The sequence below is a fragment of the Hymenobacter segetis genome (assembly GCF_038448715.1).
GTDB classification, from domain to species: domain Bacteria; phylum Bacteroidota; class Bacteroidia; order Cytophagales; family Hymenobacteraceae; genus Hymenobacter; species Hymenobacter segetis.
The window spans coordinates 1-19,442 of the sequence record NZ_JBCEVZ010000080.1; the positions used below are offsets into that span (position 1 = coordinate 1).

Genomic DNA, 19,442 nt, shown 5'->3' on the forward strand with positions numbered 1-19,442 from the left:
GCGAAATCTATAAAACCGAGCCCCGCAGCTACCGCGACCTGCCCGTACGCTACGCCGAATTCGGCACCGTGTACCGCTACGAGCAGTCGGGCGAGCTGCACGGCCTCACCCGTGTGCGCGGCTTCACGCAGGACGACGCCCACATCTTCTGCCGCCCCGACCAGGTGAAAGAGGAGTTTAAGAAGGTAATTGACTTGGTGCTCTACGTCTTCAAAAACCTCGGTTTCGAAGACTACACGGCCCAAATCAGCCTGCGCGACCCCGAGAACAAAACCAAGTACATCGGCTCCGACGAAAACTGGGCCCTCGCCGAAAGCGCCATCCAGGAAGCCGCCGCCGAAAAAGGCCTGCCCACGGTCACCGAATACGGCGAAGCCGCCTTCTACGGTCCCAAGCTTGATTTCATGGTGCGTGATGCCCTCGGCCGCCGCTGGCAGCTCGGCACTATCCAGGTTGACTACAACCTGCCCGAGCGTTTCGACCTCGAATACGTGGCTCCCGACAATACCAAGCAGCGCCCCGTGATGCTGCACCGCGCGCCCTTCGGCTCGTTGGAGCGCTTCGTGGCCGTGCTCATCGAACACTGCGCCGGCAACTTCCCGCTCTGGCTCACCCCCGAGCAGTTTATCGTGCTGCCCATCTCGGACAAGTACATCGACTACGCCAACGAAGTGAAAGCCCAGTTGGAGCAGCGCGACCTGCGCGGCACCGTGGATGCCCGCGACGAGCGCATCGGCCGCAAAATCCGCGACGCCGAAATGGCCAAGCTGCCGTACCTGCTGGTAGTAGGAGAGAAGGAAGCCCAGGATAAAATCATCAGTGTGCGCAAGCACGGCGAAGGTGACCTGGGCTCGATGCCTTTGGATGCTTTTGTAAAAAGTGTGCAAAGCCAGATTGTAGAGGCTTATTAATCAGTTCATAATTAAGGCAAGAAAAGGCCGTTGCACTCAGCGCAACGGCCTTTTCTTGCCTTCCAGGAAATACAATTTGCGCCCTGCTTGTCTTTCCAATTAAAAATGCCGATATTTGCCCCCTGATAACCAGGCCTTACCCGGCCTAAACCGCCCAGAATCTCATTCCCCGCCACTTTTTTAGCAGGAGGACCAAACCATAGCAGCTCCGAATCGTCGGTACGTGCCCCGCCAGCAGGTGGAAGAGCCGTTCAAAATCAATCAGAAAATCCTGGCCCGCGAGGTACGACTCGTTGGCGACAACGTCGAACAGGGTATTTATCCGACCGACCAGGCTCGGAAAATGGCACAGGAGCAAAACCTCGACCTCGTCGAGATTTCGCCCACTGCCACTCCGCCGGTCTGCCGCGTCATCGACTACTCGAAATTTAAGTACGAGCAGAAGAAGAAAACCCGTGAGCTGAAAGCCAAGCAGACCAAGGTCGTGCTCAAGGAAATCCGCTTCGGTCCCAACACCGACGAACACGACTTCGCCTTCAAAGTGAAGCACGCCCAGGAGTTTCTGCGCGAAGGCGCGAAAATCAAGAGCTACGTGCACTTCGTTGGTCGTAGCATCGTGTTTAAGGAGCGGGGCGAAATCCTGCTGCTCAAGTTTGCCCAGGCCCTCGAGGACCTCGCCAAAGTAGAGCAGCTGCCCAAGCTCGAAGGCAAGCGCATGTTCCTCTATCTGGCCCCGAAAGCGGCTGCCGTAGTGAAGCCCGCCGCTAAGCCCGCTGCTCCTGCCGATGCCAAGCCGAAGGCCCCCAAGCCGGCTGAGCCCAAGGCAGACGCTACTGACAAGACCTCCGAACCGGCTCCGGCTCCCGCCGACGCCGCCGAATAGATTTTACCCGGTTGAAGATGGCTTCCCGACCACTGGTCAGTCAGCAATCAACAATCAACAACCAACCCTCCAACACTTACTACAATGCCGAAAGTAAAGACGAAATCCGGTGCTAAGAAGCGCTTTGCGCTCACCGGAACGGGCAAGGTGAAGCGGAAGCACGCCTTCAAATCACACATCCTCACGAAGAAGACGACCAAGCAGAAGCGCGGCCTGACCCACACCGGCCTCGTGAGCAGCGCCGACATGAACCGCGTGCGCCAGATGTTGAACATCTGATTTTACTGGTTGCTAGTGAGTGCGTGGCCCGTGTCACACCTCGCTTAAGGCTGTAAGTCACCCAATAATTAAAATTTCACCAGGCTTCCGGCCTTAAAGACCTTCACCCGTCGCCGGCTGCCAAAAACTCTCAAGGTTATGCCAAGAAGTGTCAACCACGTGGCCTCGCGCCACCGCCGTAAGAAAATCATGCGTTTGGCGAAAGGCTATTATGGCCGTCGCAAAAACGTGTGGACCGTAGCCAAGAACGCCGTTGAAAAAGGCCTTCTCTACGCTTACCGCGACCGTAAAGTAAAGAAGCGCGAATTCCGTGCTCTCTGGATTCAGCGTATCAACGCCGGTGCTCGTGAGCACGGCCTGTCGTACTCGCAGCTGATGGGCGGCCTGAAAAAGGCTGGCATCGAGCTCAACCGCAAAGTGCTGGCTGATTTGGCCCTCAACCACCCCGAAGCCTTCAAAGGCATCGTGGAGAAGGCGAAGTAACTGCCCCTGCGCGCAATCCACCAAGAAAACGCTGGCCCTTGGGTTCAGCGTTTTCTTGTTTTGGGCCCAAGCTAACTGGCCCGCACGGTCGTTCCCGTTTCATTATAAGTCTCGCCATCTGCTGACCCAAAGGACTGGAAACGAAAAAACCGCTCCAGTACCAGACTGAAACGGTTTTCGACGTAGCGGGAGGCGGGCTCGAACCGCCGACCTCAGGGTTATGAATCCTGTGCTCTAACCAGCTGAGCTACCCCGCCGGGTTTTTTGTGGGTGCAAAGGTAACGTTACAAAAGGCCCCGAAACAAGTTGCTGGGCCAAATAAACCTGTATTTCTTCTGTGTTCCGCCTGTTTTACGGTCGCGGCGCTCGGCTTCCTTCATCTCCGTACTATGGCATTGCCTGATACTCAAACTAAAACGCGTTTCGTGGTGGAATTCCCCATTAACGCGTCACCCAAGATTCTTTTTCCTTACCTGGCTACCGCCTCGGGCCTTTCCCAGTGGTTTTGCGACGATGTGCGCTACGTGGAGGGCCAACGCCTCAATTTTATCTGGGATAACGACAACCATTACGCCGAGATTTCGGGCCAGCGCCTCAATAAGGCTGTTCGCTTCGTGTTCCTTGATGACCACCGCCAATCGGTGCTCGATGCCAATTTCTTGGAATTTACCCTCGATTCATCACAGGTGACGGATGAAGTGTACCTGCGCGTGGTTGATTACTCGGCGGGCCACGATGCTGCCGAGCAGCACGAAATGTGGGAAAGCCTGGTGGCCAAGCTGCGCGACCAGGTGGGCGGCTAACCAGCCCAATTCTTTCATAATGGTGCTGCGGTACTTTTTTATCTGAACTTTCGTTTCTGCGCTGGCGCGTTCTTTTGCGCCCCCAAGCGCTGCCTACCATGCTCAAAAAGCTCGACAAGCTTATTCTAAAGGCCTTTGCCGGCCCGTTTCTGCTCACCTTCGCAGTGGTGCAGTTTATTCTGCTCACGCACACCTTACTCAAGTATCTGGACGATATCATCGGCAAGGATTTGGGCACGGGGGTGCTGTTGCAGCTCCTGTTCTATTTCAGCGTGCTCATTGTGCCCGTTTCGCTACCGCTGGCCGTGCTGCTATCCTCGCTGATGACCTATGGCAACCTGGGCGAACACCACGAACTCACGGCCATCAAGGCCTCGGGCATTGCGCTCACCCGCATTCTGCGGCCGGTGTTGCTGCTCACGGCGGGCCTGGCCATCGGCGCGTTCTGGTTCAACGAAACCATTGTGCCCCGGGCCAACCTCAAAGCCTATAGTCTTCTGTGGGACGTGCGCCAGCAAAAATTGGCCTTGGACATCCGCGAGGGCGTGTTTTACAGCGGTATTCCCGGCTACACCATTAAGGTTGATAAGAAAACCGGCGAAAACGGCGACCGCCTGCACGGCGTCATGATTTATGACCACACCCAGAAATCGGGCAACGCCACGGTGATGCTGGCCGATTCCGGCCGCATGTTTACTACGCTAGGGGGCGGTTATCTGAATCTGGAACTGTTTCACGGACACAACTACATCGAGCAGCCTGATTCCCGTGACCGTGCCGGGGCCAGCTTTGTGCGCCAGGGCTTCGACCACAACGTCATAACCTTCTCGCTGGCCTCGTTCAGCCTGGGTCGCACCAAGGAGGACCTGTTTAAGGAAAATCGGATGATGCTCAACATCCCGCAGCTGCATTCCGCTACCGATTCGGTACAGAAAAAGCTGCATGTGGAGCAGCGGCAGCTTCCCCGTCAAATGAATGCGTATTACACCTTCGCGCGATTCGATACTACCGGGCGCAAGGCCAACCAAAAGGTGGAAAGTCTCCAAGTGCCTGCTACAAAACTGGCTCCCGTTACCGCTTCCATCATCCAGCAGGCTGCCAACCGGGCCCGCAACCTCCAGGCTTTCGCCAACTCTACCTCCGAGCGGCTGAATGACTACGCCCGCAATTCGGCCCTGTTCCGGATTGAGGTTTACCGGAAATACTCGCAGTCCGTCGCGGTGCTGCTGATGTTTCTGATTGGGGCGCCGCTGGGTTCGATTATCAAGAAAGGCGGCCTGGGCGTGCCTATTCTCATTTCCATCCTCTTTTTCATCGTGTACTATGTGCTCAGCATCATGGGCGAGAAGTACGGCCGTGAGTTTGTGATGCCGGTAGGAGTGGGCATGTGGATGTCGAACCTGGTGTTGCTACCGGCGGGCTTGTTCTTCCTCTACCAGGCTTATAACGACTCCGGTTTGCTGGAAATGGATTTCTGGCGGCGGCTGCCGCAGCGCCTGGGCATTCCGGCGCTGCGCAAAATCACGGAGCCGGAGGAAGAGGTTGTTGCGTAGGTCTGGCACAAATCTCAACTCCGCGCTTTCATCCTGTTTTTAAATTTCGTACCTTTGCGGCACCCCAATGTGTGGGGTACACAAATTTCTTTTTTCATCCTAAAATCTAAGACGGGGTAACACCTATCAACCGATGATTTTAACTACAGAAGCAAAACAGGCCATCTTCGAAAAGAACAGCCTGCAAAAAGTGAAAACCGACACTGGTTCGGCCGAGGCGCAAATCGCCCTTTTCACCCACCGCATCACCCACCTCACCGAGCACCTCAAGGTGAACAAGAAGGACCACAGCACCCGCCTGGGCCTTCTGAAGCTGGTAGGTAAGCGTCGCAGCATGTTGAACTACCTGCAGCACCGCGAAATCAACCGCTACCGTGCCATCATCAAGGAGCTGGGCATCCGTAAGTAAGTCCAGAATCTGAGAGTAGGGAGCCTTCCAACGAAGGTTCCCTACTCTTTTTTTGTTCGGGTTGGTTTGGCCCCGAGGCCGGCCCGGAAAGCTGTTTTACCATCGGTGCCTTGTTGTGTTTACCTGAGTAACGAGGGCCGTGCGCGGTGCTCGTTTTTGGCTGCTCGCCCGCTGTCGCTTATCCAAGCAAATCCCGCTGATGTCCCAACCCCACGCCATTACCAAAACCCTGGCGCTGCCCGACGGCCGCGTTATCTCCATCGAAACCGGCAAGCTGGCCAAATTCGCCGACGGTGCCGTCGTGGTTCGCCTCGGCGATACCATGCTGCTCGCCACGGTGGTTTCGGCCCCGAGCCAGCGCGAAGGCGTTGATTTTCTGCCCCTGTCGGTGGATTATCAGGAGAAATTCGGCTCGGCCGGCAAGATTCCCGGTTCGTTTCAGCGCCGCGAAGGCCGCCTGAGCGACTACGAAATCCTGGTGTGCCGCCTCGTCGACCGTATTCTGCGGCCGATGTTCCCCAAAGACTACCACTACGAGGTGCAGGTAATGATTACCCTCATCTCGGCCGATAAAGAAGTTCAGCCCGATGCTTTGGCCGCCCTGGCCGCCTCGGCTGCGCTGTCGATTTCCGACATTCCGTTTGCTGGTCCGATTTCCGAAGTGCGCGTGGCGCGCATTGACGGCCAATTCCAGATTAACCCCAAGACATCCGACCTGGCCCGCGCCGACATGGACCTGATGGTGGGCGCTACCGCCGACTCCGTGGCCATGGTAGAAGGTGCCATGAAGGAAGTGAGCGAAGAGGAAATGGTGGCGGCCATTGCTTTCGGCCACGAAGCCATCAAGGCCCAGTGCCAGCTGCAGAAAGATTTGGCCGAGGCCGTGGGCCGCACCGCCGACTCGCCGACTCGCGAGTACCCCAAGTACGAGGAGAACGAGGAGCTGAAAAAGACCATTCTGGACGCCGTGTATCAGGGTGCTTACGCTGTAGCCCGCAGCGGCAACACTAGCAAAGGTGGCCGTAAGGAAGGCTTTGGTAAAGTGAAAAAAGAGGTGCTGGAGCACCTGCTGTCCGTGGATGCGGAGTTGAACATGAAAATGTTCAGCCGCTACTATGGCTCGGCTGAAAAGAAGGCTATCCGCGACATGATGGTGAAAGAGCGGGTGCGTCTCGACGGCCGCCAGCTCACCGAAATCCGTCCTATCTGGTCGGAAATCAACTATCTGCCCGGTGCTCATGGCTCGGCTATTTTTACTCGTGGCGAGACTCAAAGCCTGACCACGGCCACGCTTGGCACCAAGCTCGATGAGCAAATCATCGACCAGCCGCTGGCCAAGGGCTACTCGAAATTTATGCTGCACTACAACTTCCCCGGTTTCTCGACCGGTGAGGTGAAGCCGAACCGTGGCGCTGGCCGCCGCGAAATCGGCCACGGCAACTTGGCCCTGCGCTCGCTGAAGCAAGTGCTGCCCCCCGAAGACGAAAACCCCTACACTATCCGCATCGTGTCAGACATTCTGGAGTCGAACGGTTCCAGCTCGATGGCCACCGTTTGTGCCGGCTCGCTGGCGCTGATGGACGCCGGTGTGAAAATCACGGGTGCCGTGTCGGGCATCGCTATGGGTCTGGTTCAGGATAAAGAAACCGGCGAATACGCTGTACTGAGCGACATTCTCGGCGACGAGGACCACCTCGGCGACATGGACTTTAAAGTAACCGGTACCGAGAAAGGTATTTGTGCTTGCCAGATGGACATCAAAATCCAGGGCCTGAGCAATGAGATTCTGACCGCCGCGCTGCATCAGGCCCGCGCCGGCCGCCTGCATATCCTCGCCGAAATGGCGAAGACCATTGCCGCTCCGGCGGCCGAGCTGAAGCCTCACACGCCGCGCTCGCACAAGATGTTGATTGACAAAGAATTTATCGGCGCGGTAATCGGGCCGGGCGGCAAAGTCATCCAGCAAATCCAGAAGGACACCAACGCCACGGTAATTATCGAGGAGAAGGACGAGAAGGGCCACGTAAGCATTTATGCCTCCAACCAAGAGGACATGCAGGGCGCTATCGACCGGATTCGCGCTATCGCCGCGCAGCCCGAAGTGGGCGAGGTATACAAAGGCAAAGTGCGCAGCATTCAGCCCTACGGCGCTTTCGTGGAGATTATGCCGGGCAAGGATGGCCTGCTGCACATCTCAGAAGTGACCCACGAGCGGATTCAGACGCTGGAAGGCTTGTTGGAAGTGGGCCAGGACATCGACGTGAAACTGGTGGAAATCGATAAGAAAACCGGCAAGTACCGCTTGTCGCGCAAGGTGTTGCTGCCCAAGCCGGAGACGGCGGCCGCCAGCAACGGCGAAGCCCAGGCGTAGTTATCCAGGCAGTCCGAACTAATGTCAGAGGAAGCCTGTTGGCTACCTCTGACTTAGGGGACTGTCCGGACAGCTTTTTCTTTCGTATAACCCCATCAGATATCGTTCTTACCTAGTCCCCAATGAGACAGCTAAAAATTAGTAAGCAGATTACCAACCGCGAAAGCCAGTCGCTGGATAAATACCTCCAGGAGATTGGCAAGGTTGATTTGCTCACGCCCGACGAGGAGGTGACGCTCGCGCAGCGCATCCGCGACGGGGACCAGCAGGCGCTGGAAAAATTGACTAAGGCCAACCTGCGTTTCGTAGTGTCGGTTGCAAAACAGTATCAGAACCAAGGTCTTAGCCTCGGTGACCTCATTAACGAGGGTAACCTCGGCCTCATCAAAGCGGCTAAGCGTTTTGACGAAACTCGGGGCTTTAAATTCATCTCGTACGCCGTTTGGTGGATTCGCCAGTCGATTCTGCAGGCCTTGGCCGAGCAGAGCCGTATCGTACGTCTGCCCCTGAACCGCGTGGGTTCGCTGAACAAAATCAGCAAATCCTTCTCGGAACTGGAGCAGAAGTTCGAACGTGAGCCTTCGCCTGAGGAAATTGCTGAGGTTCTGGAGTTGACTACTTCGGAAGTAGTGGACACGCTCAAGATTTCGGGTCGCCACGTATCGGTGGATGCTCCGTTTGTGCAGGGCGAGGAAAACCGTCTGCTCGACGTGCTCGAAAACGAGGACGAGGAGTCGCCGGACATGGCACTGATGAATGACTCGCTCCGCAAGGAGGTGCAGCGCGCCTTGAGTACGCTCACTAAGCGCGAAGCTGACGTGATTACGCTTTACTTCGGGCTGAACGGCGAAGCCGCTTTGACCTTGGAGGAAATCGGCGAGAAGTTTAACTTGACCCGCGAGCGGGTGCGTCAGATTAAGGAGAAGGCTATTCGTCGTCTGCGGCACACGTCGCGCTCGAAGGCGCTGAAGCCTTATCTGGGCTAACTTCTGCTTAGTTTTGTTGTTGCAAAAACCCCGGCTGTAAGGTTGGGGTTTTTTGTAGCGCATGCTTTTGCCTGCGCAATTTTACACTGACCTTAAAACGCGCAAGCTCAAGCGTGCGCTACGCAATGGAACACATTAAATGCCTGATTATCGGCTCTGGCCCAGCTGGTTATACTGCTGCTATTTACGCTGCTCGCGCCAACATGGCGCCCGTGATGTACATGGGTCTGCAGCCCGGTGGCCAGTTGACGATTACCAACGACGTTGAGAATTTCCCCGGCTACCCGGACGGAATTATGGGCCCGGAGATGATGGAAGACCTGAAAAAGCAGGCTACCCGTTTCGGCACCGATATTCGCTATGGTATTGCCACGGCGGTTGATTTCTCCGTGCATCCGCGCAAAATCACGATTGACGAAACCATCGAGTTGACGGCCGATTCCGTGATTATTGCCACCGGGGCTTCGGCCAAGTGGCTGGGTATTCCGTCGGAAGCCAAGCTGAACGGTTCGGGTGTTTCGGCTTGCGCCGTGTGCGATGGATTCTTCTATCGTGGGCAGGAAGTGGCCATTGTGGGCGCGGGCGACACTGCGGCTGAGGAGGCGACCTACCTTGCCAACCTGTGTAGCAAGGTGACTATGATTGTGCGCAAGAGCGAGATGAAAGCCTCGAAAATCATGCAGCAGCGCGTGCTGGACAACCCCAAGATTGAGGTACTGTTCGATACGGTAACGGATGAGATTCTGGGTGAGCATGCGGTGGAAGGCGTGCGCGTGAAAAACGTGCTGACCCACGAAACCCGCGAAATCGCGCTGACGGGCTTTTTCGTGGCCATTGGGCACGAGCCGAATTCCAAGATTTTCCAGCCCTACCTGCACCACGACGAGCAGGGGTATCTGAAAACGATTCCCGGCACCAGTAAGACGAATATCGACGGCGTGTTTGCCTGCGGCGATGTGCAGGACTACACCTACCGCCAGGCCGTGACGGCCGCCGGCACCGGCTGCATGGCCGCGCTGGATGCGGAACGGTATTTGGCTGCCATGGGCATACACTAAATTTGTCTTTTAAGCGTCATGCCGAGTATTCTGCGCGCCAAGCAGAATGCTCAGCATGATGTGCGGAGACAATCTGTTAATTTATTTGCTTTTGACTATCCTGAAAACAACATTCTGGCGCCCGGTGCTACTGTTGCTGGCGCTGCTCTGGCTGCTGGTTGGGCTGAGTCCGGCCCAGGCGCAACGCCGCAAGGCCCCGCGCACCAAGGCTAAAGCCGGCAGCACGACCGGCAAGTCGGATTTCTTCCGCATCAAAACGCCCCGGATGCGCTACGTGCGGCCGGACACTACCACGGTTATTGAAACCGAGGAAATACCCGACGACAACTCGGACGCCGCGAAATCCATCTATTTCAATCCGGCCAAAAAGCTCAGTATCGTGAGCGAAGACACCACGACGCTGAACGAGGGCGGTCAGGAAATCGTGGAGATGTCGGAGGAAGTATTGATTGATTCGTCGTGGGTGAAGGTGGCGGGCTATTATTCCATCTGGGACACGCACCGCGTGAACCCCTACCGCGTCGACGGCCGCAGCTACCGCGACTCGCTGAAGCTACACCTCACAGACCCGCCCCGGCAGCGCTACGCCAAAATGCCGCTCCTGACCACGCCCATCACCTCGGGCTTCGCTTTCCGGGGCTACCGCTGGCACTACGGCATGGACCTGGATTTGGAAACCGGCGACTCAGTGAAAACCGTGTTCGACGGCGTGGTACGCATTCAGGCCTGGGACGGCGGCGGCTACGGCAACTACATTCTGGTGCGCCACTACAATGGCCTCGAAACAGTGTACGGCCACCTAAGCAAGGCGTTGGTAACCGTGGGCACCTTCGTGAAAGCGGGCCAGCTCATCGGTTACGGTGGCAGCACGGGGCGCAGCACGGGCTCGCACCTGCACTTTGAAGTGCGCTACCAAGGCAACCCCATCAACCCGGTGCTGATGTATGATTTCCCCGGCTACAAGCTGCGCAAGGACAATTTTACTATTACTTCAGCGCTGTTCAACTACTACAGCCGCGCCCTCGGGCACCGGAGTAGCGGGAGTCGCAGCAGTGGTTCGCCTTCGCGGGCTAGGCAAGTTGTCACGCACAAGGTGCGCTCCGGCGATACCATGTCGGAAGTGGCCGAGCGGTATGGCGTGCGGGTAAGCACCCTGAAAAAGCTGAACCCGGGGGTGCGCACTTTGCAGCCGGGCAAAAAGCTGCGGATTAAATAAGCCGCTCTACTACCAACCCAACCGTCATGCAGAGCGCAGCGAAGCATCTTTACCGCCACCACTAATTCAATAAATACGAGTTAGTGGCAGCGGGCAAGATGCTTCGCTGCGCTCTGCATGACGTTCTTTATTTCATTAAGTACCAAAATTTCCCCATGAAGCTTGATATCTTGGCCCTCGGTGCCCATCCCGATGATGTAGAAATGTCCTGCACCGGCACGCTGCTGGCCAGTATGGCGGCCGGTAAAAAAGTTGGTATCGTCGACTTCACGCGGGGCGAGCTGGGCACGCGCGGCACACCCGCCATTCGGGCGGAAGAAGCGGCGGCGGCGAATAAAATCCTGGGTATCGATATCCGCGAAAACCTGGGCATGGCTGATGGTTTCTTTCGCAACGACCGGGAGCACCAGTTGCCGCTTATTGCCGCCATTCGCCGCTACCGGCCCGAAGTGGTGCTGGCCAACGCCATTGATGACCGGCACCCCGACCACGGCCGCGCCGCCCAGTTGGCCATTGATGCCTGTTTTCTGGCCGGGCTGCGCATGATTGAAACCATCGGCGACGACGGCCTGCCGCAGGAAGCCTGGCGGCCTAAAAACGTGTACCACTACATCCAGGACCGGCAGCTGCCGCCCGCTTTTGTGGTGGATATTACGCCGTACTGGGAGAAGAAGTGGGAGGCTATTCAGGCCTTCAAAACCCAGTTCTTCAACCCCGATTTGGACGCCCCGCAAACCTACCTGTCGAGCCAGGCCTTTAGCCGGTTTATGGAGGCGCGGGCGCGGGAGTTTGGCCACATCATCGGGGTCGAGTTTGGCGAAGGCTTCACTGTGGCCCGGCCGGTAGGAGTACGCGAGGTGAGCGACTTGCTGTAATATCCGGCCATTGCAACGGCCTCTATGGGCCGGAGTCAGGCCGCCAAAGCTTCCGCTGACAGCTTCTGAAACGATAACTGCCCCCGGCCTGAGAATACTCTTGGAGGCCGCCACATACGAGCGTGGCGGCCTCCTTTACTTTGTGAGCAGGAGAAAAATTCAGTCCCTGCTCGATACCCTGGCCGCCATGTTTCTGGTGCGGCAGGTGGATGGGGAGCGGGCGTACGCGGGGTAGAGGGCACCAGCTAAAAACAGGGCCGTGCCAGCAGTTTTGTGAGCATTTGCCGTCGTATTGGCGCGAACCTACGCCCGCCCAATCTGCCCCAGGTGCGTATCCTTAAAGCCGGTGACGTACTTCAGGCCGTAGCCCAGCATCCGGTCGAAGGCGCTGTGGAAGAACAGCACGGTGCCCGCCAGGAGCAGCAGTGGCTGCCCCAGTGCCCAACCGGCCAAGCCCACGGCTACGGCCAGCGCCTTGTGGTGAAACAGGTTGTAGCTGGCAGTGCCCACCCGGGGGCCGGCCAGGTAGCCCAGCATACTCAGGTCGGGCAGCAGAAACGTGGCGGGCAGCACCCACCAGGCATACGGCAACTGGGTGAATACCACCACGGCCAGCAGCATTTCGGCCAGTTCTTCGGTTTTCAGCAGGTTTTTCATGGGGCAAAAGGGTTGGGTGAATGATGACCCAAAATTCCGACGGCCCCATGCCCATTCTCGTTAACAAAAGCTAAGAAATGCAGGCTGGTCTTGGGCCATCCGGACAAAAAAGCCGTCATGCCCACCACGCACATTTCACCACTTGCCCGTTACTTCCTGCTGCTTCCCCGTGTCACCCGCGCCCGGATGCGGCTTAGCGATACCGGCGTTATGCCCAGATAGTTGGCCACCAAGTGCTGCGGAATACGCTCCAGAATCTTCGTTTTGCCGCTGCGCAGCAGGGCCAGGTACCGCTCTTCGGGCGAGAGGAGCAGCTGCTCGACCAGCCGGGCATCGGTGCCCAGGAGGTGGTACTCGGCCACGAGCCGGCCGAACCGCTCGTACACCGGCCACTCGTTGTAGAGTCGCCGCAGCACCGCGTAGTCGAACACCACCAACTCGCAGTCCGTCAGCGCCTGGATGCTGAGCTGGCTGGGCTGGCCAGTGAGGCAGCCGGGGTAGTCGCCCAGCAGGTGGTTTTCGAAGAAGAAGTAGGTGGTGCGCTCCTCGCCATCGGGCCGTGGATAGTAGAGGCGGCAGGCTCCGTGTAGCAGCAGGGCTAGCTCGGGCCGCCGCTGCCCGGCCTCCACAAAGTGCGCCCCCCGGACCAGGTGGCACGGCCTCAATGCCGCCGCCAGCGGGGCCCACTCGGCATCGCTAAGGGTGGGCACGAAGCGTTGGAGATAGGCGCGGAGGGGGTGAAGCATGCTGGCGACAAAAACGGTATTAACGTTTTTAATTTCATAAAAATAGCCAACGTAGAACCTTCGAAGAAAGTAAGTTGGTAGTTCAGTAGGAAAAATAGTTTGCCTGCGCGGAGCCGAGGCAGGTAAACTATTGTCCTCATAACATGACAAATGAGAAACTACCCCGGCCGCGCTTGCGACCGGGGCGGTTTCTCATTTCAGCACCCGCGCTTATTTCCCTGATGCTACAATACGTTTTCTTAATCACTCGCCCATCAGCGTGAGCACCAGCGAGCGCCGGCCGCCGTGGTCGCGGTGCTCGCCCAGGTAGATGCCCTGCCAGGTACCTAGGGCCAGCCGGCCGTTCGTGACCGGGATGCTGACGCTGCTGCCCAGCATGGCGGCTTTCAGGTGGGCCGGCATGTCGTCGGGGCCTTCGGATTTGTGGTGGAAGTAGGGGGCATTTTCGGGTGCCGTGCGGTTAAAAAACTGCTCGAAATCGTGGCGCACCGTGGGGTCGGCATTTTCGTTGATGCACAGGCTGGCCGAGGTGTGCTGGATAAAAACATGCAGCAGGCCGGCCCGCACCCGCGCCAGCTGGGGCAGCTCCTGAAGTACGTAATCAGTGATGAGGTGGAAGCCCCGGTACATGGCCGGCAGTCGCAGCTGTTTCTGAAAAATCATCGGTAGTGACGTAGGAAATACGGTAGGCATACGTGGCCCTGGCCTACTGGTAACAGAGGTAGCCGATATTCGCTCCTGTACTCTGCCAACGTGCCAATGGAACAAAGGGAAATATTTCTCCGTTATTAGGGAAATATTTCCCATATTTGGGTAAGAATTAACTCCCATACCCATGACTGCCACCGCCACACCTCCCGCCGCAGTTTACTCGCCCGCTCTGCTGGGCCTGCAAGCCACCGTCGCCGATTCCTTCGCCCTCGTGATGGAAGCCCGCACCGGCATCCCCGCCAAAACCGCCTTCGACGTGGCCGCCCTCCTCAAGCTCACCGCCGACGAGTTGGCCGACCTCCTGCACACCACCACCAAAACCCTGCGCGCCTACCGCGAAGGCAAAAAGCGCCTCGGCCCCGCCGCCAGCGAGCAAATCCTGAAACTACTGGCCTTGGCTAGTCAGGGCGAGGAAGTATTCGGCTCGCTCCCGGCCTTCCGCCGCTGGCTCGATAAGCCCGCCTACGGCCTCGATAACCAGCCCCCGCTGGCCCTGCTCGAAACCAGCGGTGGCATCGACCTCGTGGCCGATGAAGTCGACCGCATTGCCCACGGTGACTTGGCTTAATTTCTTTTAAGATAAGAACGTCATGCAGAGCGCAGCGAAGCATCTCGCGTGCCGCCACTAACTACTACGACTGATTAATGCTGCACGCGAGATGCTTCGCTGCGCTCTGCTGACGTTCAATAAGTGGAAATCTACCGCATCTGCCTGGCCAAATACGCCGGTGAATTAGTCGCCTCCGGCAACCCCGGCCGCTGGAATCTGCGCGGCCAGCTGGTCATCTACGCCGCCGGCAGCCGCGCCCTGGCCTGCCTCGAAAACGTGGTGCACCGCAGCGGCGAAGGCCTCAACAGCCTCTTCAAAGTCATCCGCATCGACGTGCCCGACGCCCTGCCCATCGAAGAGCTAACCCTGGCCCAGATGCCGCCCGAGTGGCAGCTACCGCGCCACTACGCCCGTTGCCAGCCCCTGGGCACCGCCTGGTACCAGCGCCAAACCGCCGCCATCCTGCGGGTGCCATCCTCCATCATCGCCCACGAGCACAACTACGTGCTCAACACCCGCCACCCGGATTTCGCGCAAATTCGCATCGTGGGCTGGGAGGATTTTGAGTTTGACCCGCGAATTAAGGAGCAATAAAAAACGCAGTTACTTAAACTCCCTTAATCAGACGATAAATGGATTTAAAAACGTTAGAAGAAGCACTAGTAACAGGAAAGTTTCGCGGCTGGCACCTAAGCGGTGGCTTACTGAATGAGACTTACACCATTGGCAAAACAGCTCGTGGATGGGAAATTTATTACAGCGAGAGGGGGCAGAAATCTAATTTGAAAATCTTTGCCAGCGAATCTGAAGCGTGCAAATGCTTTTGGGATACTATTAATGGTGACAGATTAACGAAGATGTAGGCGCACTAAAAAAGGGAAGCCTGGCATCAGCCAGGCTTCTCTTTTCTGTTAAAGTTGAGGGCATTACCGCACGCCCAATCGGTTCCGCCGCCAGCCCGATGCGTCTGTGCCACCAGTTTCGCCAGTTGCGGCAGCGGCTTTGGGTTTCTTGTCGCTAAGGAGCATGGCACCCAGCGCGGCGGCTATTTTGGCCGTGGCCTCGTCCGGCGCGGCGGGGGCGAGGGTGGTGGGCGTGAAATGGTCGCGGATGAAGTTCGTATCGAAGTTGCCACTCACGAAGGCGGGGTGCGTGAGCACGTAGCGGCCGAAGCCCAGCGTAGTTTCGATGCCCGTGATTTGATACTCCTCGATGGCGCGTAGCATGCGGGCAATGGCCTCGGCGCGGTCGGCCCCGAAGGTGACCAGCTTGGCAATCATCGGGTCGTAGTAAATCGGAATGTCCATTCCCTGCTCGAAGCCGTCGTCCACGCGCACGCCGGGGCCTTGGGGGCGCACGTAGGTGGTCAGCGTTCCGATATCCGGGAGGAAATTGTTTTGCGGGTCTTCGGCGTACACGCGCAGCTCCAGGGCGTGACCGGTGATGGTGAGGTCGGCTTGTGAGAAGGCGAGGGGCTCGCCCTGGGCCACTTTTATCTGCTCCTTCACCAGGTCGAGGCCGGTGATTTGTTCCGTCACAGGGTGCTCCACCTGGAGGCGGGTATTCATCTCCAGGAAGTAGAAATTGTGCTTGTCGTCGAGGAGAAATTCCACTGTGCCGGCGCCGGTGTAGTCGCAGGCACGGGCCACGTCCACGGCGCACTGGCCCATTTGGGCGCGCAGCTCGGGCGTGAGCACCGAGGAGGGCGCTTCCTCAATCACCTTCTGATGGCGGCGCTGGATGCTGCACTCGCGCTCGAACAGATGCACGATGTTGCCATGCTCGTCGCCCAGCACCTGAATCTCGATGTGGCGCGGGCCAGTCACGAACTTCTCAATGAAAACCGCGCCATCGCCAAAGGCCGATACCGCCTCATTAATGGCCAGCTGCATTTGCTCCTCAAACTCGTCGGCATTATTAACAATGCGCATGCCCTTGCCGCCGCCGCCGGCCGAGGCCTTAATCAGAATCGGAAAGCCCACTTCATGCGCAATCACCTTTGCGGCGGCTACGTCGGAAATAGCTTCATCGGTACCGGGCACCAGCGGAATGTTGTAAGCCTTCACGGCCTGCTTGGCCGAGAGCTTGTCGCCCATGATTTCCATTGCCTCGGGGCTCGGACCCACGAAAATCAGCCCCGCCTCACGCACGGCGCGGGCAAAACCAGCATTCTCGGAAAGGAAACCGTAACCGGGGTGAATGGCATCAACGCCCAACTCTTTGCAGACTTCGAGAATCTTGTCGCCGCGCAGGTAGCTGTCTTTTGAGGCGGGCGGGCCTACGCACACGGCTTCATCAGCGTAGCGCACGTGCAAGGCGTTACGGTCGGCTTCGGAGTAGATGGCCACGGTGGCAATGCCCATTTCCTTCGCGGAGCGCAGCACGCGCAAAGCAATTTCGCCCCGGTTGGCGACGAGCAGCTTGGAGATTTTTTTCATGTGGGTGGGAGTGAGGCGCAGGAGGGATTTCTGGGAGAAGGACCGTCATGCAGCGCGCTGTATGACGGCCGGGTTTGTGCTATTCTGCACAAAGCGCCCACAAAGAAACTGCGAAACCACAGCCCATCGGCAAACCCTTGGGCCATTCCCCGGTTGATTAGCCCAAATTATGTACATCCGCGACGCGGTGGCTACCTTTGTGGATAGCCCTGTTTTGGGTTGTAAAGTCAATAGCAATTCCCAAAGCGGCTGTTCTTCCGCTCTTTTCTCACCCTATACCGTTTTTTCAGTGGATATTTTTGACCGGGTTTCGGCCAACCGCGGGCCTCTGGGTTCGCATTCAAGCTACGCGCACGGCTACTTTGCTTTCCCCAAGCTGGAAGGTGAAATCAAGCCCCGCATGATTTTCCGGGGCAAAGAAGTGCTCACCTGGAGCCTGAATAACTACCTCGGCCTGGCCAACCACCCCGAGGTGCGCAAAGCCGACGCCGACGCTGCCGCCGATTACGGCATGGCCCTGCCCATGGGCGCACGCATGATGAGCGGCAACTCCACCCTGCACGAGCAGCTGGAAGACGAGCTGGCCGAAATGGTGATGAAACCCACCGCCACGTTGCTCAATTTCGGCTACCAGGGCGTGGTGTCCATCATCGACGCGCTGGTGAACCGCCACGACGTGATTGTGTACGACGCCGAGTCGCACGCCTGCATCATCGACGGGGTGCGCCTGCACGCCGGCAAGCGGTTTGTGTATAACCACAACAACATGGCCAGCCTCGAAAAGCAGCTGGAGCGCGCCAAGCGCCTGACCGACGAAACCGGCGGCGGCATCCTCGTCATTACCGAGGGCGTTTTCGGTATGTCGGGCAACCAGGGTGACCTGCGCGGTGTGGTGGCACTGAAGGAAAAGTACGACTTCCGTCTGTTCGTTGACGATGCTCATGGCTTTGGCACGATGGGCGCCAAAGGAGCCGGAACGGGCGAAGAACAGGGCGTGCAGGACGGTATCGACCTTTATTTTTCGACCTTTGCTAAGAGCATGGCGAGCATCGGCGCATTCGTGGCCGGGCCCGAAAGCGTAATTGACTATTTGCGTTACAACATGCGCAGCCAGATTTTCGCCAAATCGCTGCCCATGCCCCTCGTAGTGGGCGCGCTAAAGCGGTTGGAGTTGCTGCGCACCCAACCGCAGCTTAAGGAAAATCTCTGGACGATTGTGCGCGCCATGCAGAGCGGCCTGCGCGAAAAAGGCTTCAATCTGGGTACCACTACCTCGTGCGTAACGCCCGTGCTGCTGGAGGGCACAGTGGCCGATGCAACGCAGGTAACGCTGGATTTGCGTGAGAATCACGGTATTTTCTGCTCTATTGTGGTGTATCCGGTGGTGCCGAAAGGCGTGATTATGCTGCGCATCATCCCCACGGCCTCCCACACGCTTGCCGATGTAGAGGAAACGATTGTGGCGTTTACCGCCGTGGCCGAGAAGCTCAAAAAGGGCCTCTACAGCCGCACGACTGCGATTCCGGAGGCGGTTTAAAACTGCCTCGCCAAGTGCTGACGCGGGCTGCCTGAGAAGGCGGCCCGCGTTTTTGTTTTTGGACTATTCTAATGGGTTGGCCATTTGCGCATTTTGCGCAAATGGCCTTTTTTTTGGCGAAATCTGCCTCTGAAAGCCGGAGAGGGGTTTTTAAAAAAAAGTGAAAAACTTGCTTGCATTTGAAATCCCTGTATATTAGGGCCGGATTAACACCACCACAAACTCATTTTTCACCCCCAACCCCAACTTCCAATGAACAATTTTGGCAAACTGAAGGACCTCGTGATGTCGCTCGAAGACGATTTCTCGAAATTCTACGACAAGCAGAACGCTGCTGCTGGCACCCGCGTGCGCAAAGGCATGCAGGAGCTGAAAACGATGGCCCAGGCGTTCCGCACCGAAGTGCAGAACACCAAAAACGCTGGTGCTGCCACGGCTGCTCCCGCTGCTAAGAAAGCCGCTCCCGCTGCTAAGAAGGCTGCTGCTCCGGCTGCTAAAAAAGCTGCTCCTGCTAAGAAGAAGTAATCCATACCACGGATTCGCTCGGATTCTTCGGATTTCGCGGATTCTGTGGACGACAAAAAAGGCCCTACCGATTGGTAGGGCCTTTTTTATTGTGCAGCTTGGCTAAGCAAACGCGACTAGACGAACTCAATCAGGTAATGTTTCTTGCCTTTCTTCACCACAAGATACTTGTTGTGAAGCAGCGCTAAGTCAGATACCGCTACTTCTGGCGAAGCCACTTTTTCGCGGTTGATGCTGATGCCGTTGGATTGAATGAGCTTTCGTACTTCGCCACGGGATGGCAGAATCTGTTTGTCGGTGGCCTCGCTGAGAAGTACAGCTACATTCATATCGGCCGCATCTGCAAGGGGCACTCGCACATGAATTTCTCCAGCAAATACATCCAACAGAGTTGCCTCATCGAGGGCAAGAAAGTCGCCGCCACCAAAAAGTACCTGAGATGCGGCTAAAG

At 57.4% G+C, this 19,442-nt stretch carries 19 protein-coding genes, 1 tRNA gene and 3 pseudogenes; 17 read left to right on the top strand and 6 right to left on the bottom strand.

Annotation, left to right across the window (positions count from 1 at the left end; genetic code table 11):
- The 4 genes and pseudogenes from thrS to rplT all read left to right on the top strand — a co-directional run.
- Window positions 1-911, top strand: a 911-nt coding sequence (thrS, locus tag AAFH49_RS20165; RefSeq protein WP_342301009.1) for a threonine--tRNA ligase, incomplete at its 5' end; no start/stop codon positions are given.
- A gap of 199 nt (window positions 912-1,110) precedes the next feature.
- Window positions 1,111-1,668: pseudogene (infC, locus tag AAFH49_RS20170) on the top strand (translation initiation factor IF-3); the annotation flags it as partial.
- Between the two features lie 210 nt (window positions 1,669-1,878).
- Window positions 1,879-2,073 carry a 50S ribosomal protein L35 gene (rpmI, locus tag AAFH49_RS20175; protein WP_046242504.1) on the top strand — a complete coding sequence of 65 codons (195 nt, stop codon included), beginning with the start codon at window positions 1,879-1,881 and terminating at the stop codon, window positions 2,071-2,073.
- 138 nt (window positions 2,074-2,211) lie between these two features.
- The gene (rplT, locus tag AAFH49_RS20180; protein ID WP_168672944.1) at window positions 2,212-2,556 is read left to right on the top strand and encodes a 50S ribosomal protein L20; all 345 of its coding nucleotides are present in this window, start codon (window positions 2,212-2,214) and stop codon (window positions 2,554-2,556) included.
- Window positions 2,557-2,739: 183 nt separating this feature from the next.
- On the opposite strand, the gene AAFH49_RS20185 is transcribed toward rplT, so the two are convergent.
- Window positions 2,740-2,813: transfer RNA gene (locus AAFH49_RS20185), tRNA-Met, on the bottom strand.
- 132 nt (window positions 2,814-2,945) lie between these two features.
- On the opposite strand from AAFH49_RS20185, the gene AAFH49_RS20190 reads away from it, so the two are divergent.
- From AAFH49_RS20190 to bshB1, 8 genes are all read left to right on the top strand, one after another.
- Window positions 2,946-3,359 (top strand): START-like domain-containing protein, encoded by a 414-nt coding sequence (locus tag AAFH49_RS20190; protein WP_342301012.1) that lies wholly within the window; start codon window positions 2,946-2,948, stop codon window positions 3,357-3,359.
- Window positions 3,360-3,457: 98 nt separating this feature from the next.
- The gene (locus tag AAFH49_RS20195; RefSeq protein WP_342301014.1) at window positions 3,458-4,912 is read left to right on the top strand and encodes an LptF/LptG family permease; all 1,455 of its coding nucleotides are present in this window, start codon (window positions 3,458-3,460) and stop codon (window positions 4,910-4,912) included.
- A 133-nt stretch (window positions 4,913-5,045) separates the two neighbouring features.
- A complete protein-coding gene (rpsO, locus tag AAFH49_RS20200) occupies window positions 5,046-5,321 on the top strand; it encodes a 30S ribosomal protein S15 (protein ID WP_342301015.1) in 276 nt (91 codons plus the stop codon).
- A gap of 199 nt (window positions 5,322-5,520) precedes the next feature.
- Window positions 5,521-7,692 carry a polyribonucleotide nucleotidyltransferase gene (gene pnp / locus AAFH49_RS20205; RefSeq protein ID WP_342301017.1) on the top strand — a complete coding sequence of 724 codons (2,172 nt, stop codon included), beginning with the start codon at window positions 5,521-5,523 and terminating at the stop codon, window positions 7,690-7,692.
- Window positions 7,693-7,814: 122 nt separating this feature from the next.
- Window positions 7,815-8,678 carry a sigma-70 family RNA polymerase sigma factor gene (locus AAFH49_RS20210; protein ID WP_035566352.1) on the top strand — a complete coding sequence of 288 codons (864 nt, stop codon included), beginning with the start codon at window positions 7,815-7,817 and terminating at the stop codon, window positions 8,676-8,678.
- Between the two features lie 125 nt (window positions 8,679-8,803).
- A complete protein-coding gene (gene trxB, locus AAFH49_RS20215; protein WP_342301019.1) occupies window positions 8,804-9,736 on the top strand; it encodes a thioredoxin-disulfide reductase in 933 nt (310 codons plus the stop codon).
- Window positions 9,737-9,827: 91 nt separating this feature from the next.
- Window positions 9,828-10,952 (top strand): peptidoglycan DD-metalloendopeptidase family protein, encoded by a 1,125-nt coding sequence (locus AAFH49_RS20220; protein ID WP_342301022.1) that lies wholly within the window; start codon window positions 9,828-9,830, stop codon window positions 10,950-10,952.
- Between the two features lie 155 nt (window positions 10,953-11,107).
- Window positions 11,108-11,827 (top strand): bacillithiol biosynthesis deacetylase BshB1, encoded by a 720-nt coding sequence (bshB1, locus tag AAFH49_RS20225; protein WP_342301024.1) that lies wholly within the window; start codon window positions 11,108-11,110, stop codon window positions 11,825-11,827.
- A 303-nt stretch (window positions 11,828-12,130) separates the two neighbouring features.
- On the opposite strand, the gene AAFH49_RS20230 is transcribed toward bshB1, so the two are convergent.
- The 3 genes from AAFH49_RS20230 to AAFH49_RS20240 all read right to left on the bottom strand — a co-directional run bounded on the left by AAFH49_RS20230 (window position 12,131) and on the right by AAFH49_RS20240 (window position 13,893).
- Window positions 12,131-12,484 carry a DUF4260 domain-containing protein gene (locus AAFH49_RS20230; RefSeq protein ID WP_342301026.1) on the bottom strand — a complete coding sequence of 118 codons (354 nt, stop codon included), beginning with the start codon at window positions 12,482-12,484 and terminating at the stop codon, window positions 12,131-12,133.
- 149 nt (window positions 12,485-12,633) lie between these two features.
- Complete coding sequence (locus tag AAFH49_RS20235; protein ID WP_342301028.1) at window positions 12,634-13,230, bottom strand: Crp/Fnr family transcriptional regulator; 597 nt, start codon at window positions 13,228-13,230, stop codon at window positions 12,634-12,636.
- 243 nt (window positions 13,231-13,473) lie between these two features.
- A complete protein-coding gene (locus tag AAFH49_RS20240; RefSeq protein ID WP_342301030.1) occupies window positions 13,474-13,893 on the bottom strand; it encodes a secondary thiamine-phosphate synthase enzyme YjbQ in 420 nt (139 codons plus the stop codon).
- 172 nt (window positions 13,894-14,065) lie between these two features.
- Here AAFH49_RS20240 and parS point away from each other — a divergent pair, with 172 nt between their 5' ends.
- The 3 genes from parS (at window position 14,066) to AAFH49_RS20255 (ending at window position 15,354) form a co-directional block, all read left to right on the top strand.
- Window positions 14,066-14,509, top strand: a complete 444-nt coding sequence (gene parS / locus AAFH49_RS20245; protein ID WP_342301032.1) for a type II RES/Xre toxin-antitoxin system antitoxin — start codon at window positions 14,066-14,068, stop codon at window positions 14,507-14,509.
- 123 nt (window positions 14,510-14,632) lie between these two features.
- A complete protein-coding gene (locus AAFH49_RS20250; RefSeq protein WP_342301033.1) occupies window positions 14,633-15,085 on the top strand; it encodes an RES family NAD+ phosphorylase in 453 nt (150 codons plus the stop codon).
- A gap of 38 nt (window positions 15,086-15,123) precedes the next feature.
- Window positions 15,124-15,354 carry a hypothetical protein gene (locus AAFH49_RS20255; RefSeq protein ID WP_342301034.1) on the top strand — a complete coding sequence of 77 codons (231 nt, stop codon included), beginning with the start codon at window positions 15,124-15,126 and terminating at the stop codon, window positions 15,352-15,354.
- 63 nt (window positions 15,355-15,417) lie between these two features.
- Here the strand turns inward: AAFH49_RS20255 and accC are convergent, their stop codons facing one another.
- The gene (accC, locus tag AAFH49_RS20260) at window positions 15,418-16,929 is read right to left on the bottom strand and encodes an acetyl-CoA carboxylase biotin carboxylase subunit (protein WP_342301035.1); all 1,512 of its coding nucleotides are present in this window, start codon (window positions 16,927-16,929) and stop codon (window positions 15,418-15,420) included.
- 289 nt (window positions 16,930-17,218) lie between these two features.
- Here accC and AAFH49_RS20265 point away from each other — a divergent pair, with 289 nt between their 5' ends.
- Both AAFH49_RS20265 and AAFH49_RS20270 read left to right on the top strand, forming a co-directional pair.
- Entirely contained in the window at window positions 17,219-18,466 is a 1,248-nt protein-coding gene (locus AAFH49_RS20265; protein ID WP_342301037.1) for an aminotransferase class I/II-fold pyridoxal phosphate-dependent enzyme, read from the top strand.
- 252 nt (window positions 18,467-18,718) lie between these two features.
- Window positions 18,719-18,889, top strand: a pseudogene (locus AAFH49_RS20270) (histone H1); the annotation flags it as partial.
- A gap of 218 nt (window positions 18,890-19,107) precedes the next feature.
- Here the strand turns inward: AAFH49_RS20270 and AAFH49_RS20275 are convergent.
- Window positions 19,108-19,442, bottom strand: a pseudogene (locus AAFH49_RS20275) (tyrosine--tRNA ligase); the annotation flags it as partial.